At 65.3% G+C, this 16,415-nt stretch carries 9 protein-coding genes; 8 read left to right on the forward strand and 1 reads right to left on the reverse strand.

The genetic code is table 11. The features are described 5' to 3' along the window. The first annotated feature begins 48 nt into the window (after positions 1–48). The 5 genes from NFH98_RS03960 to NFH98_RS03980 all read left to right on the forward strand — a co-directional run bounded on the left by NFH98_RS03960 (position 49) and on the right by NFH98_RS03980 (position 10,370). On the forward strand, positions 49–1,806 hold the full coding sequence (locus NFH98_RS03960) for an NADH-ubiquinone oxidoreductase-F iron-sulfur binding region domain-containing protein (protein WP_185696368.1): 1,758 nt from the start codon (positions 49–51) through the stop codon (positions 1,804–1,806). Continuing rightward, positions 1,806–4,760, forward strand: coding sequence for a formate dehydrogenase subunit alpha (fdhF, locus tag NFH98_RS03965; protein WP_124802728.1), 2,955 nt, complete (start codon positions 1,806–1,808; stop codon positions 4,758–4,760). Before NFH98_RS03960 ends, fdhF begins: the two co-directional genes overlap by 1 nt. Positions 4,761–4,940: 180 nt before the next feature. Then, on the forward strand, positions 4,941–5,216 hold the full coding sequence (locus NFH98_RS03970; RefSeq protein WP_045990997.1) for a hypothetical protein: 276 nt from the start codon (positions 4,941–4,943) through the stop codon (positions 5,214–5,216). A 133-nt stretch (positions 5,217–5,349) separates the two neighbouring features. After that, positions 5,350–6,501, forward strand: coding sequence for a sugar diacid recognition domain-containing protein (locus NFH98_RS03975; protein ID WP_185696367.1), 1,152 nt, complete (start codon positions 5,350–5,352; stop codon positions 6,499–6,501). A 386-nt stretch (positions 6,502–6,887) separates the two neighbouring features. Next, positions 6,888–10,370 (forward strand): putative bifunctional diguanylate cyclase/phosphodiesterase, encoded by a 3,483-nt coding sequence (locus NFH98_RS03980; protein WP_052704194.1) that lies wholly within the window; start codon positions 6,888–6,890, stop codon positions 10,368–10,370. Between the two features lie 176 nt (positions 10,371–10,546). Here NFH98_RS03980 and gbca read toward each other — a convergent pair whose 3' ends face one another. Continuing rightward, positions 10,547–11,833 (reverse strand): glycine betaine monooxygenase oxygenase subunit, encoded by a 1,287-nt coding sequence (gene gbca, locus NFH98_RS03985; protein WP_124802722.1) that lies wholly within the window; start codon positions 11,831–11,833, stop codon positions 10,547–10,549. A 360-nt stretch (positions 11,834–12,193) separates the two neighbouring features. On the opposite strand from gbca, the gene gbcB reads away from it, so the two are divergent. From gbcB to glyA, 3 genes are all read left to right on the forward strand, one after another. Further along, positions 12,194–13,300 (forward strand): glycine betaine monooxygenase reductase subunit, encoded by a 1,107-nt coding sequence (gbcB, locus tag NFH98_RS03990; RefSeq protein WP_124802720.1) that lies wholly within the window; start codon positions 12,194–12,196, stop codon positions 13,298–13,300. A 155-nt stretch (positions 13,301–13,455) separates the two neighbouring features. Continuing rightward, complete coding sequence (locus NFH98_RS03995; protein WP_124802718.1) at positions 13,456–14,664, forward strand: GlxA family transcriptional regulator; 1,209 nt, start codon at positions 13,456–13,458, stop codon at positions 14,662–14,664. Between the two features lie 428 nt (positions 14,665–15,092). Beyond that, a complete protein-coding gene (gene glyA, locus NFH98_RS04000) occupies positions 15,093–16,400 on the forward strand; it encodes a serine hydroxymethyltransferase (RefSeq protein ID WP_349622249.1) in 1,308 nt (435 codons plus the stop codon). Positions 16,401–16,415: the final 15 nt, after the last annotated feature.

Consider the following 16,415-nt stretch of genomic DNA (forward strand, 5'->3'; position numbering starts at 1 on the left):
GGCAAAGTCCGCACCGCTGCCTTACATGGACATAACTAGAGTCAAGCAATGACCGTCGAACCCGATACCACCGTGACTTCCGACGCCAGCCGATCCCGGCGTACCCGGGCGACCCTCAAGGGGCGCCAGACCGACCCCGACCTCCTCGAGGCATTGCGTCGGTTGCTGGGCGATGAACGCAAGCACCCCGAGCTGCGGCGGCGGGATCTCTTGATCGAGCACCTGCACGCTATCCAGGACGCCAATGGTCATCTGGCGCTTGACTGGCTGAGGGCGCTTTCGAGCTACATGACGCTGCCCATGGCGGCGGTCTACGAGACGGCGACCTTTTACGCTCACTTCGATGTGGTGCATGACGGCGAGGCGCCGCCACCCGCACTGACGGTGCGCGTGTGCGACTCGCTGTCCTGTGAGCTTGCCGGGGCCGAGCGCCTGGCCGAGGCGCTGAGCGACGGCCTCGACCCCGAGCAGGTGCGCGTCACCCGTGCCCCCTGCATGGGCCGCTGCGACCTGGCGCCGGTGGTCGAGGTGGGGCACCACCACCTGGGCCACGCTACCCCGCAGGCGGTGGAGGTGCTGGTGGAAACCGGCAAGGTCCACCCCGAGGCGGTGCTGTGGCAGCGCCTCGACGAATATCGCCGAGAGGGCGGCTACGAGCTGCTGCGCGGCTGCCGGGAAGGCCAGGTGACGGCCGATGAGTTGACCTCGATGCTCGAGCGCGCGGGGCTGCGTGGCCTCGGAGGCGCGGGTTTCCCGACCCATCGCAAGTGGCAGAGCGTTCGCGCCGAGCCCGGTCCTCGCTGGTGCGCGGTCAACGCCGACGAAGGTGAACCGGGGACCTTCAAGGATCGCTACTACCTGGAGCGCGCCCCCCACCAGATGCTGGAAGGCGCCCTGGTGGCCTGCTGGGCGGTCGAGGCAGAAGGCGTCTATATCTACCTGCGCGACGAGTATCCCGGCGTCCACCGGGTACTGATCGAGGCCATCGAGGAGCTCGAAGACGCCGGTATCGCGCAGCCGGGCCAGCTTATCCTCAGGCGTGGCGCCGGGGCCTACATCTGCGGCGAAGAGTCGGCGATGATCGAGTCGCTGGAGGGCAAGCCCGGCAAGCCCAGGCATCGTCCGCCGCTGGTCGCCCACAAGGGCCTGTTTGGCCGGCCTACGCTGGTCAACAACGTCGAGACCCTGTACTGGATACCGGTGCTGTGGCGCGAGGGGGTGGCCATGTACGCCGGTCAGGGCCGGCGCGAGCGTAGCGGCCTGCGCAGTTTTTCACTGTCCGGGCGAGTGCGGCGGCCTGGTGTCTATCTGGCGCCCGCCGGCATCAGCCTGCGCGAGCTGGTCGACGAGTACGGCGGCGGCATGGCGCAGGGCCATCAGCTGGCCGGCTATCTACCGGGGGGCGCCTCCGGCGGTATCCTGCCTGCCGCCAAGGCGGATATCGCACTGGACTTCGACACCCTCCAGGCCGAGGGCTGCTTTATCGGCTCGGCGGCGGTGATCGTGCTGTCTGATCAGGACGACCTGCGCGCGGTGGCCACCAACCTGCTGGCCTTTTTCGCCGATGAATCCTGCGGTCAGTGCACCCCCTGTCGGGTCGGCAGCGAGAAGATGCTGAGCCTGCTCGAGCGCGATCGATGGGTGGTGGAGGACCTGGAACGACTGTCCCGGGTGATGCAGGACGCCTCGATCTGCGGCTTGGGGCAGGCGGCGCCGAATCCGGTGCTGAGTCTGCTGCGCCACTTCCGCGATGATCTGGGGCGCCACGACATCATCGTCACCGATACCGCCGAGGGAGCGTGCTGATGACCGGATCCCGGAACGCTTTTGTCTCCCACGTCGCTGATGATTCGACGCTTGAGTCCTTCACGCTGACGCTGGATGGTGTCGAAGTAAGCGCCTGGCCCGGCGAGACCCTGTGGCAGGTGGCCAAGCGTGCCGGGGAGACCATACCGCACCTGTGCTTCAAGGACGCCAGCGGCTACCGCGCCGACGGCAACTGCCGTGCCTGCATGGTGGAGATCGAAGGCGAGCGGGTGCTCGCCGCCAGCTGCCTGAGGGAGGCGCGCCCCGAGATGGTGGTCAGAAGCCAGTCGTCCGAGCGCGCCCGGGTCGCCCGCGAGGGCGTGCTGGAGCTGCTGCTCAGCGATCAGCCGCCGCGCGACGATAGCCCGGACCGTGCAAGCCAGCTGTGGCAGATGGCCGATCACCTGGCGGTGGACGCCACCCGCGCCCGCGCACGCTACCCGAAGCGCAGGCCCGACGTCGTGCGTCATGCGCCCGGCGCTCGCCTTCCCGGCCAGTGCCCGCCGATCGCAGATGATGTGAGCGGGGGGCGCCATGCTTCCGCGACAGCAGACCACGACACCAGCCATCCGGCGATGACGGTCAATCTGGACGCCTGTATCCACTGCACCCTGTGCGTGCGCGCCTGTCGTGAGGTGCAGGTCAATGACGTCATCGGCATGGCCCATCGCGGCGCCGCCAGCAAGGTGGTGTTCGACCTCGATGACGCCATGGGCCAGAGCAGCTGCGTGGGTTGCGGCGAGTGCGTCCAGGCCTGTCCCACCGGCGCCCTGTCGCCGACCAGCCTGATCGATGCCCAGGGCCGTGGTAACAGCGACAGCGCCGAGCGCAAGGTGGACTCGGTGTGTCCCTACTGCGGTGTCGGCTGCCAGTTGACCTACCACGTCAAGGATGACGCCATCCTCTACGTGGAAGGCCGCGACGGCCCGGCCAACCAGGGAAGGCTGTGCGTCAAGGGACGCTTCGGCTTCGACTACGGCCGCCACCCGTCGCGGCTGACCCGGCCGCTGGTGCGGCGCGAGGGGGTGCCCAAGGGCATGGACGAGGGCTTCGATCCCGCCCGGCCACTGACCCATTTTCGCGAGGCCGACTGGGACGAGGCGCTGGCGCTGGCCGCCGGGGGCCTGACCCGGCTCAAGGCCGACCACGGCCCCAGGGCGCTGGCAGGCTTTGGCAGTGCCAAGTGCTCCAACGAGGAGGCCTGGCTGTTCCAGAAGCTGGTACGCACCGGCTTCGGCTCCAACAATGTCGACCACTGCACCCGGCTGTGTCACGCAAGCTCGGTGGCGGCGCTGATGGAATGCATCGGCTCCGGTGCGGTGACCGCCTCCTTCATGCAGGCGCTGAACGCCGACGTGGTGATCCTCACCGGCTGCAATCCGGCGGTCAATCATCCGGTGGCGGCGACCTTCTTCAAGCAGGCGGCCAAGGGTGGCACCCGGTTCATCATCATCGACCCACGGGGCCAGGCCATGGGCGCCTATGCCCATCGGGTGCTGCGCTTCACCCCGGGGGCCGACGTCTCGCTGTTCAACGCCATGCTGAACGTCATCATCGACGAGCAGCTCTTCGATGAGGCCTATATCCGTGAGCACACCGAGGGCTTCGAGCGGCTCAAGGCATCGGTGCGCGATCAGACGCCGGAGTCGGTGGCCATGGCCTGTGGCGTGCCCGCCGACGAGATCCGCGCGGCGGCGCGGGAATACGCCAACGCCGATCGGGCGATGATCTTCTGGGGCATGGGGATCTCCCAGCATACCCACGGCACCGACAATGCCCGCTGCCTGATCTCGCTGGCGCTGGCCTGTGGTCACACCGGGCGCCCCGGCACCGGCCTGCATCCGCTGCGTGGCCAGAACAATGTCCAGGGAGCCTCCGACGCCGGCCTGATCCCGATGGTGCTGCCGGATTACCAGCCGGTGTCCGACGCCCAGGTGCGGGCCTCCTTCGAGGAGCTGTGGGGCTACGCCGGCATAAGCAGCGACGGCAGCGGCGACGCCCTGGATCCCGAGCCGGGCCTCACCGTGGTCGAGATCATGGACGCCATCCACGCCGGCACCATTCGCGGCATGTACATTCTGGGCGAGAACCCGGCCATGTCGGACCCGGACCTGACCCACGCCCGTGGGGCGCTGGCAAGCCTCGAACATCTGGTGGTGCAGGACCTGTTCGTCACCGAGACGGCGCAGTTCGCCGACGTCATCCTGCCGGCCTCAAGCTGGCCGGAAAAGGACGGTACCGTGACCAACACCAACCGTCAGGTGCAGCTAGGGCGCCAGGCGCTGCCGCTGCCCGGTGATGCGCGGCCGGACTGGTGGATCATCCAGGAGATGGCGCGGCGCTTCGGTCTCGACTGGGACTATGGCCACCCGCGCGAGGTCTACGCCGAGATGCAGAAGGGGATGGCCTCGCTGAACCATATCGACTGGGAGCGACTCGAGCGCGAAGGCGCGGTCACCTATCCCTGCCTGGCGGAAGGGGCGCCGGGCGAAGACGTGGTGTTCTCCGAGGCCTTCCCCACGGCGAGCGGCAAGGCGCGCTTCTCGCCGGCGCTGCCGCTGCCGCCCGATGAACCTATCGACCGTGACTACCCGACGGTGCTGTCCACCGGACGCCAGCTTGAGCATTGGCACACCGGTTCGATGACCCGCCGGGCCCAGGTACTCGACGACCTGGAACCCGAGGCGGTGGCCAGCCTGTCGGCGGGGGAGCTCGCCCGACTGGGGTTGCGCCCGGGGGAGCGGGTGACCATCACCACCCGGCGTGGCGCCATCACCCTGGTGGCGCGGCTCGACGACGGCATGCCCGACGGCATGGTGTTCGTACCCTTCTGCTATGTGGAGGCCGCGGTCAATCTGCTGACCAATCCGGCGCTGGACCCTTACGGCAAGATTCCGGAGTTCAAGTATGCCGCCTGTCGCTTGAGTCGCGCCGAGCCGGCCCAGGTCACCTAGGCGCTGTCCGAAAAGTCGACGAGCGAAGGTTAGACAAGGCAAAAATCGGTGAGAAAGCGCAGTTTACGGGGTGTAAATGAGCATTTTGATCCGATTTTTAACGCCGTATTACCGAGCGCAGGCACTTTTCAGACAAGCCCTAATCTGAACGTAAGACACAGCAACAAGGAGTCACCCACCATGATGATTGCCGAGCTGATCGACGGTCGTGACTTTCGTGATCGTCTGTTGGCGCTGGGAGTGCGCCTGCCCGAGGATGCCTGCCCGGAGACCTGCGCCAGGATGGCCCGGCTCAAGGCACGTGAGGTCGGCCTGCCCGGACTAGCGGCGCTGGTGCGCGAATTGATGGACAAGCAGGAGGTGCTGTTGCCGTCGGTCCATCAGGCCATTCAGGCCCACCTGCTGGGGCTCGATGATAACGGCGAATCCAGGGCTGCAGGGAAGGGCTCAGCCTAGGGCGCCTAGCCTAGGGCGCCGACTGTGGTGCCGTCTATGGCTCAGCCTGGGGCGCAGGCTAGACCGCCGGCTTGCAGCCGCTCAGTCGCAAGGCGAAGATGGCGTTTCTTCGCCAGCGGCGGCAGGTGGCCCCATGATTCTGAGCGCTGAGCTCGCACAGCAGATCATCGACAAGACCCAGGATATTCTCGACGCCAACATCAACGTGATGGACGCGCGCGGGGTGATCATCGCCAGCGGTGATCACTCGCGTCTGGGTACCCTGCACGATGGCGCAATGCTGGCGCTTCAGCGTGGCAATGGACTCGAGATATCCGAGCATGACGTCGATGCCTTCAAGGGGGCGCGACCGGGCATCAATCTGCTGCTTCAGTGCGCCGGCGAGACCGTGGGAGTGCTCGGTATCACCGGTCCGCCATCGCAGGTACGTCAGGCGGCGCGGCTGGTCAAGGTGACCGCCGAGATGCTGGTCGAACAGGCCGACATGCTGAGTCAGCTTGAGTGGGCCAAGCGCCACCGGGAAGGTTTTATCCTGTCATGGGTCAACGCTGAGCTTTCTTCCGAGCAACTTCATGACTGGGCCGAGCGACTGGGGATCGACGTCGCCTGTCAGCGACTGGCGGTACTGATCGAGCTGGACAGAGGATCGCCCAGCGCAGATCTGGATGCCATGCAGCGACTGATGGAGCTTCTGGCCCGTGACAGTCTGGTCACCCAGGTCTCACCCCATCGCGTTCTGGTGCTCCAGCCTTTGACGGATCAGGCTGGACAGCACAAGCAGGGCGCACACCCAGGCCCCGACGGGGCTATCGAAGCCCTGCTGGCGCGACTGGCACGCCACGATATTCACGGGGCCAAGGTCGCCGTCGGGCGCGCCTTCGATGCACCCGGCCACCTCCACCTGTCCTACGAGAGCGCTCGGCAGGTACTGGCGATCGGCAAGCGCCAGTTTCCCGAGCGAATGACCTATCACTACGACGAGCTGCGCCTTCCGGTGCTGTTGTCGCCACTGAACGATGGCTGGCAAGGCGAGCAGTTGCGCGAGGCGGTCGAGCGCATTCGTGGAGCCGACAGCCATGGGCGCCTGCTCAAGACCCTGGCGATGCTGATCGAGCACGAGGGCAACCTGAGTCGCTGCGCCGATGCCCTGCACGTCCATCGCAACACCCTGCGCTATCGGCTGGATCGCATCCAAGAGATTACCGGTATTTCTCCCCATCGCTTCACCGGCCTGGTGGAGCTTTTCCTGGGTCTGGAGCTGTCGTCCGGCGACGGCGTTCGTTGATGCCCTCAGGCTGATCTTTCTCGCGGGTGGCGAGCGGTGGCTTGCGAGCTGCTGCTTGCGAGCTTGTGCCTCGATGCTGTCCTTCATGATGTCGCAGGGGGGCATCGGGCCTGCTGGTGTGTCTGCAGGTAGGGTGGTGGTTGCCACAAAGCCAGCCGTCAGGGCTTGCCTGCCATAAGAATGTGAAGCCACGGCGCTTAGCTTGTGGCTTTTTTCTTACATTAAATTACGAATTAGTTACCGAGAGTCGTAGCGACATTTTGTGCAGGATAATTAGCAGGGAGACAAATCTGTGCAGCTTTCCCCTGAGGCGGGCTGATCTAAGGCGTTCGCCCAGGAGGCTTGCGCCGCCCATCTGGACGCTCCTTCACCACTGAGGCCGGCCGATGAGTGACTGGAAGTCCGAGGAAGAGCGGAGTCTGGGCTTTCCGCCACTGCTGCTGGTGGTGCTGACCTTCGGGGCCCTGATGGCCCTGCATACCCTGTTCGCCTCCTCCTCGTCCTCATTGTTCCTGTTCGATCTTCTGACTTTCAGCCGTTGGGGCGCGGTGGCGTCGTTGCTGGCGACGCTCGGTATTCTGGCGCTGGTTATCGGCTGTGATCGTGTCAGGCGGCTGGCCTCGTTGGCGCTGCTGGGGTACAGCCTGGGACAAGGGCTATGGCTGCTTGATCAAGTCAATCGTCAGGTGAGCCTCGAGGCGCTGCCGGCAATGTCGTTGCTGCTGATGCTGCTGTTCGCCTTCTGTCTGTGGCACGGTCGAGGCGTCGGGCGCAGGCGCTACGCGGCCCTGGGAATCGTGTGCATGGTGGCTGGTGCGCTGGGATTTTCGATCCTTTGGACGACGGAGGATGCCCCTCGTTGGCGCCTTATACTGTTCGAGTCCCGGCCGCTTGGCACCGTCATGGTGTTTACCTATGGCGTCATCTTCTGGCTGTTCGCCCGCCAGCGCAGCTTGAACTTGCGACGGCTGGCGCCCAGGGTGATCAAGGTCGGGCTTATCGGCACCAGTCTCAGCATGCTGGTGGGCTTTGGGGGCTACCACCTCTATTCGCTCGATCTGAAACAGGATCTGAGCACGCAGCTGGATACCTTGAGTGAGCGCATCGCCAATTGGGAAGAACGCTACCGCCTGGGCTGGAGCGAATGGAGCCTTCCACTGACCCAGGCAGGAGGGTCGCCGGAACCCACCGGTCCCGCAGCCCGGGGAGAGGTGCTTGCCTACGTCTGGTGGCAGGACAGGGGCGCATTGCGCTGGAACCCCGCTGACGGTGGTGGGGCGACGTCTCGACTCGAAGAAATGCTGGCGTTGCACGAGGTTCGAAGTTGGCTCGAACAGCGTCAGAACGAGGCCATGCGCTGGTGGATTCCGGGCAAAGGCGCGGCGCTGCTAGAGGTCAACAGCTTCGGTGCTGCGGGCCCCCGGCTGGTCGTACTGGTCGACACGACGCTGTGGCTTGAGCATATGAGTGAAGGACTGACGGCGAACCTGTCGCTGTTGGGGCTCCGCCCGGCAGAGGCGTTGGATCATGGTGCCCGCGAGGTCTGGGTCGAGCGCGGCAGGCTGGCCGGCGTAATGCGAGACGATATTGCCCTGGCTGGCGGCACGCTGCTGCGGGTTCAGGCATCGAAGCCGCTGTCGCTCAAGTGGGTGCTATTGCCGGCGCTGTTGCTGGCGTTGGGCCTTTTTGTCACCTATCAACTGATGACCTGGATTGCGCTGGCGCGATTGCGTAGAGAGCAGGCGATTTCGCTGGCGACGCGTGAACAGGAGTTTCATTCCCTGTTCGGACTACACCCCGTGCCGATGCTGCAGGTTCGACGTTCGGGCCTGATCGGTGCGCTCAACGACTCTGCCACGGAAGCTCTGGGTGACAGCGCAGGGGAGGCTATCGCTCGACCCTTCACCGAGGTAGCCAGTCGACTGCTGGGATGCGGTGATGCGCCCGATGAATTGATGAAGCACTTCGACAATGTCATGACCGGGCGACAGCGGTCCGTGGTGTTCGAGTGCTCGATCGCGGATTCTACCTTCAGGATACGCCTGCAGCAGGTCCGGGTGGGGGCGGCCTGTGTGGGCCTTTTCGCCAGTTTCGCCGACATCAGTCTGCGTCAGCAGGAGCAAGCCAGGCTGTCGATCATGGAGCACTGTCTCAGGGAGAGCAGCAATGGGGTCGTGATCTTCGACGCCCAGTCCAGGGGCTGCCCCGTGATGTATGCCAACGCTGCTCTGTGCCGCATGCTGGATGCTTCGGCATCCTCGGTGACCGGACTGCTGGCGAGTGAGCTTGCCAGGACCATGTGTCTGGACCCGGTGACCGAAGCCGAGATCTGTCACTGGATGAAGACCCAGCAGCCGGGCTCGGTCACTGCGCTGGCCAGCCAGGGAGGAGGAGGCGGTCGCTGGTACGACCTGACGCTCTCGCCGGTGCATGCGCTCCGCGAAGGGGTAAGTCACTACATCGGCATCGTCGATGACGTCAGTCAGCGCAAGGTTCAGGAAGAGATGCTGGCCCACCAGGCCACCCACGACGCCCTGACTGGTCTGCCCAATCGCACCCTGCTGGCCGACCGACTGGAGCACGACGTAGCCCTGGCGACACGTCATCGGCAGGGGCTGGCGGTGCTGTTCATCGATCTGGATGCGTTCAAGCCGATCAACGATAGCCTGGGGCATGAGGTCGGTGATCGCGTGCTGATACAGGTCGCCAAACGCCTGAGCCGAGGGCAGCGACGCTCGGATACCCTGGCGCGTCTGGGCGGGGACGAATTCGTGCTGGTGCTGGTGGATATCGGTGGCAAGGACAAGGCCATCGCGGTGGCCGAGCGTCTGCTGAACCAGTTGCGTGAACCCTGCCGCGTCGACGGCTTCCAGCTGCAGATATCCGCGAGTATCGGGATCGCCTTGCTGGACACCGGGACCACCCTGTCGCCACAACGGCTGATCCAGCAGGCCGATCTGGCCATGTACCAGGCCAAGCAACGCGGGCGAAACCAGTATCAGTTGTTCACACGCACCCTCGACGGTGTCCCCGGGCGTCATGTGACCCTGCGCAACGCGCTGCGTATTGCCATGGAACAGCAGCGTCTGCAGTTGTTCTATCAGCCCCAGGTGGATGGCGAGGGCAGGATCACCGGTCTGGAGGCATTGATACGCTGGTCCCATCCCGAATTCGGCTGGGTCTCACCGTCGGAGTTCATTCCACTGGCCGAAGAAACCGGCCAGATCATCGATCTGGGGCGCTGGGTGATGCGCAGGGCCTGCTACGACGCCAAGCGCCTGTGGCGAAGTGGACTCAAGCCGGGGCGGGTGGCGGTGAACCTGTCACCGCTGGAATTTCATCGCATGGATTTTCTATCGAGCGTGTGCCAGACGCTGGATCAGACCCACCTGCATGCCGAGTGTCTGGAGCTGGAAATCACCGAAGGCATGTTGCTGGATGACCAGGAACGCGTGGCTCGTACACTGGGGGCCCTGGCGGCCCGCGGGGTCACCACGGCGATCGATGACTTCGGAAAGGGATACTCGAGCTTCGATTACCTCAAGTCCCTGCCCATCGACAAGATCAAGATCGATCGTGGTTTTGTCGCCCAGTGCCTGGACAGTGAACGAGATATCGCGGTCTGTCGCAGCGTGATCACCCTGGCCCAGGAGTTGGGCCTCGAGGCGCTGGCAGAAGGGGTCGAGACACCGCATCAATGTGCCGCCCTGAAGGACCTGGGCTGCACCACCTTCCAGGGCTATCTGTTCTCTCGACCGGTGCCTTTCCGGGAGCTTGCCGGCCTGCTGCGTCGCCCCCATCTGGCGCCGCAGCAGGAGGTCCCGATGGATCGGCAGGACTTGATTGGGGCGGAAGCGCGCCGACGCTGAGCGCCCGCCGAGTCCTAAAATCCGCCCTGGTGTCGTCTTGAAGACGACACCAGGGCTGGCTTCAGCGCAAGCGATGACGGCAGGCTATGTCAACAGGCTATGTCAGCAGGTCAAGACACCAGGCCGTGACAGAGAGACACCCAGGGGGCCGAGCGCAGGGGCTTTTCCGCCAGGCCCTAGCCGCTGGCCAGGCTCAACGCCGGGCTGCTGCCCAGGTTGGCTGCCAAGGTGGTGCGGTACCAGTCGATAAAGTCGATCACCCCGTATTCGTAGGTGGGGGAGTAGGGGCCGGGGCGATAGGCCAGGGAGTTGATGCCTCGCTGGTTCTCTTCGGCAAGCTTTCGGTCCTGGGCGTTGGTGGCGTCCCATACCCGGCTCAGGTTCTCGACGTCGTAGTCGACACCCTCCACCGCATCCTTGTGGACCAGCCATTTGGTGGTGACCTGAGTGCGCTGGGGACCCAGCGGCAGCACCCGGAACACCGCGGCGTGGTCGCCGACAAAGTGATTCCAGCTATTGGGCAGATGCAGGATGCGCAGGGAGCCCATGTCCTCGATGCCCTGGTGGGTCAGCGGACGGCGACAGGCGGCCCTGCCGTCCATGGTCATGGACACGGTGCCTTCGACCAGTGGGGTGCGGGTCAGGCGATTGCGCTTGCCTCCCGCCCAGCGCATCTTCCAGGGGATGCCGAGGCCATCCCACTCCTGCTGCTTGCGTGCCACCAGACTGCGGTATTCCGGCGTGGCACGAGGGTCCTCGGTGTCGTCAAACTCGTAGAGCGACTTGATCAGCTCCGGGTGAGAGCCGTTGCAGTGGTAGCACTCGCGGTTGTTCTCGAGCACCAGCTTCCAGTTGGCCTGCTCCTCGATGGTGGTGGTCACGGCCACCTTGAGGTTGGCCATGTCGTAGAAGCTCAGGTAGCTGTCGAAGATGGCCTTGAGGTCGCTCACGTCCGGCGGATTCTCGGCGAGGCTGACGAACAGGTAGCCGCCGGCCTCGGTCAGCGCGACCGGGGCGAGTCCGTAGTCCTCGAGTTGAAAGTCCTCGCCCATCTCGGTGCCGGCGAACAGCAGGCGTCCGTCCAGCTCGTAGGTCCACTGATGGTAGGGGCACACCAGCTTGGCCAGCTTGCCCTTTTCGGTGGAGCACAGGCGAGATCCGCGATGGCGGCAGGTGTTGTGGAAGGCGTGAATGGCGTCGCCATCGCCGCGCACGATGACCACCGGATTATGGCCGATGTCGAGGGTGATGAAGTTGCCCTTGGCGGGAATCTCGCAGCTCATGCCGGCGAAGATCCACTCGCGCTCGAAGATGGTCTGCATGTCGAGCTGGAACAGTCGTTCATCGTTGTAGAACGGCTGCGGCAACGAGAAGCCGAAGGGGTGGTGTGACATCGTCTCCAGGGCGAAACGACGGGCGTCCCCCAGGGGATCCTCCAGATTGAGATGGGCGATGGGCTCCATGGTGCACTCCTCGTGATGCGATAGATGCGGTGTCGATGGGCGCGGTGGCCCATGGCAAGGGGCGCCGCTATGGATCAGGGGAAAGCATTAGCGGCGCTATTGGCTGGCGTGCGTCGCGGTTGTCATGCTGCGCAGTCTGGGGCAAGGGGGATGACCCTGGGTATCTGGCGGCGACACCAGATGATGCCGTTGCGACCTCTTTGTCGCTGCAGCGAGCGTGGCCGGAGGATTCGAGTATGCTGATGTCGCGATCAGACAAGTGGCGCGCGAGGCGCGAGGGGCAGAATGCGCTCAATGACCAGGCCTCGAACGAGGTTCGGGGCCTGGATGAACCGCCGACTGTCTGCGAGCGAAACCGCCATGGTGACGAATTTTCTCAATCCGGTGACCACCCAGACCTGGGCCAATGGCCGCCACGTCGTGCGCTGCGTCAAGGTCATCCAGGAGACCTGGGACGTCCGAACCTTCTGCTTCATGGCCGAGCAGCCGGTGATGTTCTTCTTCAAGCCGGGGCAGTTCGTCACTCTGGAGCTCGAGATCGACGGTGAGTGCGTCTTTCGCTCCTATACCATCGCCAGTTCACCCTCCATCCCCTACAGCTTCTCGATCACCGTCAAGCGGGTGCCGGGGGGGCGCGTCTCCAACTGGCTGCATGACCAGATGGACGTGGGCCACGAGCTGGCGGTGCACGGCCCGGTGGGGGACTTCAACTGCATCGACCACACCGCCGACAAGGTGCTGATGCTCTCCGGCGGTGTCGGCATCACGCCGCTGATGTCGATGACCCGCTGGTTCTTCGATACCAATGCGGCGGTGGACCTGGCCTTTATCCACTGCGCCAGGACCCCCAGGGACATCATCTTTCACCGTGAGCTTGAGCATATCTTCTCGCGCATTCCCGAGTTCCGGCTAAATATCGTGTGTGAGCGGGACAACGAGCTGAACCAGGCCTGGTCGGGTTTCCGCGGCTTCCTGTCGGAGCCCATGCTGGAGCTGATGGCGCCTGATTTTCTTGATCGAGAGGTCTTCTGCTGCGGGCCCACGCCCTTCATGTCGGCGGTCAGGCGTCTGTTGACCCAGCGTGGCTTCGACATGAGTCGCTACCACGAGGAATCCTTCGGTGCCACGCCGGTCGACGTCCAGGAAGACGTCCACGAGCTGGCGGAGCAGGCCGAGGCGGAGGCCGAGGAGCTCGTTGCGGCCGACATGCACTGTGTCGAATTCGCCTCGGCGGGCAAGAGCGTACGCATCCAGCCGGGCGAGACCGTGCACGCCGCGGCCTCAAAGCTCGGACTGCATATTCCCAAGGCCTGCGGCATGGGCATCTGCGGCACCTGCCGGGTGCCACTGGTCGCCGGCGAGGTGGACATGGAACACAACGGTGGTATCACCGACGAGGACGTGGCCGAGGGCTTCATCCTGTCCTGCTGCAGTCGGCCCAGGGGTAACGTCACGGTGGACTGGTAGCGGCGGTGGCTCCCGGCGGAGGAGGGTCGTGGGCCACCCAGCGCGGCAGTGGTGTAACCGTCCGGTGCAGGTGACTCCGTATGGCGTTGATAAATAGGAGGGCCGTGAGAAATTCGGTTAGGCTGGAGTCTGATTTTTGCTGGTATTCGGACGCCATGCCATCCTCGCCCCTGCACCCGCTCCATCCATCACGGCCATCGCCGGCACCAGCGTCAGCACAGCAAGGGCACGCCGATGTCTCTGGCGGCGAGCCGCTCACGCCGGCGCTGTCGGTGGGCTTTGTGTTGCTGTCGCGCTTTACCCTGCTGCCCTTTGCTGCCTTCGTCGACTGCCTGCGGCTGGCGTCCGACGAGGGCGACCGCAGTCGTCAGCTACGTTGCCGCTGGCGCTTTCTGTCAGAGGATGGCGCCGAGGTTGCGTCAAGCTGTGGTGCGGTGATCTCGCCCTGCGAGCCGATAGGGGGGCGTCATGGGCAGCCTTTCTGTGATCCCCGCCAGTTCGACTACCTGGTGGTCATCGGCGGGGTGCTGGGGGATGGCGAGGAACCTGGTAGCCCTGAACGAACGAGCCATGAACGACGGGCTCTCGAGCGAAACCGCCCCGAGCGAGATGGCGGCACCCTCGACTATCTGCGCCATGCGGCAGCGTTGGGCGTGCCGCTGGTGGGGGTGTGCACCGGGGTCTACTCGCTGATCCAGGCCGGTGTGATGGAGGGGCGGCGCTGCTGCGTCAGCTGGTACCACCACCTGGATCTGACCCGGCGTTTTCCCGCCGTCAGCGCGGTGGCCGACCGCCTCTATGTCGACGATGGCGACCGCTTGACCTGTGCCGGTGGCGCTGCGGCGGCGGACCTGGCCGCCTATCTGGTGGAGCGCCACCTGGGACGCGCCTGGGCACGCAAGAGCCTGCACATCATGCTGCTGGACGGCCACCGAAGCGGCGACCACTCCCAGCCCCAGCCGGTGGTCTTCGATCGCATCGAGGATCGCATCGTGCGTCGTGCCGTGGCGATTCTCGAGCAGCATCTGGGCGAGCCGCTGTCGGTGGATGAGCTGGCGACGCGCGCCGGCGCCTCGCGTCGGGGGCTCGAGCGCAAGTTTCGCCAGGCCTTCGGTGTCGGCCCGCAGAAGTTCGCCCGTGACCTGCGCCTGCGCTACGGCCTGTGGCTTCTGTACTTCACCGACCATAGCGTCACCGAGATCGGCGAGCGCTGTGGTTTCGCCGACACCGCCCACTTTTCCCGCCACTTCCGCAGCGCCTTCGGACAGTCACCCTCGCGCCTGCGGCGCGATCCCGTCGGTCGCGAGGAGGCCGGCGTCGATCCCTTCTTCCTGCATGTCGGTGCACGTCTGGGGCATCGCTGAGCGCCCCCGCTGGCGCAATTGCCCCGGATAGTTCTCCTGACAACGTCATCCGAGCGCTCTTCCACGGCGCTCGGCTCATGCCTGCGTCCAACAAAGCTGTCGCATTTGTTCAAGTTTTGAAGGAGCCGCTCGGCTTCAATGACCTTATCCCGCCAGCCACCTGCGCTCGTCTGGGCCGGGCTCAGCCAGTCTGGGCCCGTCTGGGCCGGTCTGGGCCGGTCTGGGCCTATCTGGGCCCGTCTGGGCCGGTCCGGGCAGCGTCGATGTCCCTGACGGCGACGCCGATGTCGTTTCCAGAATGTCGGCGCCGGGATAGCGGCTTACCTTGGAGGCGGGGGACTGCCCGTCTTCGTCAGCCATCACAACGACAACATCGATCAGGCGAAAGCGGCCGCGAATAGGCGCTTCGCCATTACCGGAGATACCCCATGCCAAGCGCTCATCTGTCCAGCTCGTCACTGTCCCGGTTCGATCCACAGATCGCCGAGGCCATCGCCGACGAGGTCGTTCGCCAGCAGGATCATGTGGAGCTGATCGCCTCCGAGAACTACGCAAGTCCGGCGGTGATGGAGGCCCAGGGCACCCAGCTGACCAACAAGTACGCCGAGGGCTATCCCGGCAAGCGCTACTATGGCGGCTGCGAGCACGTCGACGTGGTCGAGCGTCTGGCCATCGAGCGGGCCTGCGCGCTGTTCAGCGCCGACTACGCCAACGTGCAGCCCCACAGCGGCGCCCAGGCCAATGCCGCCGCCTTCATGGCGCTGGTGTCCCCCGGCGATACCGTGCTCGGCATGAGTCTGGCTCACGGCGGTCACCTGACCCATGGCGCGGCACCGAACTTCTCCGGCAAGCACTACCACGCGGTGCAGTATGGTCTGGACGAGGCCTCCGGCCAGATCGACTACGCCGAGGTCGAGCGACTGGCCAGGGAGCATCGCCCCAAGTTGATCGTCGCCGGCTTCTCGGCCTACTCCCAGGTGGTCGACTGGCGCCGCTTTCGCGCCATCGCCGACAGCGTCGGCGCCTGGCTGCTGGTGGACATGGCCCACGTCGCCGGTCTGGTGGCGGCCGGGCTCTATCCAAGCCCGCTGCCCCACGCCCACGTGGTCACCACCACCACCCACAAGACCCTGCGCGGGCCGCGCGGTGGCCTGATCCTGTCCGCCAGCGGTGACGAGGCGCTGTACAAGAAGCTCAACGGCGCGGTCTTCCCCGGCCAGCAGGGCGGCCCCCTGATGCATGTCATCGCGGCCAAGGCGGTGGCCTTCCGCGAGGCCATGAACCAGGACTTCGTGCGCTACCAGGAGCGGGTCATCGTCAATGCCAAGGCCATGGCCGGGACCTTTCTCGAGCGCGGCTACGACGTGGTCTCCGGCGGCACCGAAGACCATCTGTTTCTGGTCTCGCTGATTCGCCAGGGGATCACCGGCAAGGACGCCGACGCAGCCCTGGGTCGCTCGCACATCACCGTCAACAAGAACGCGGTACCGGGAGACCCGCAGAGCCCCTTCGTCACCTCGGGCCTGCGCATCGGGACCCCGGCGGTGACCACCCGCGGCTTCGATGCCGAAGAGTGCGAGCGGCTTGCCGGCTGGATCTGCGATGTGCTGGACGTGCTGGCCCGTGGCGAGGACACCGCCGCCATCGAGGCCGACGTACGCCAGCGGGTCGGCGAGCTATGCGCGCGCCACCCGGTCTATCCGACCCCTCGGCAAGCCGCTGCCGTGCCGGCCTGATGACCCCCCGGCGGT

It is taken from the genome of Halomonas sp. H33-56 (assembly GCF_040147035.1).
Taxonomy (GTDB): domain Bacteria; phylum Pseudomonadota; class Gammaproteobacteria; order Pseudomonadales; family Halomonadaceae; genus Halomonas; species Halomonas litopenaei.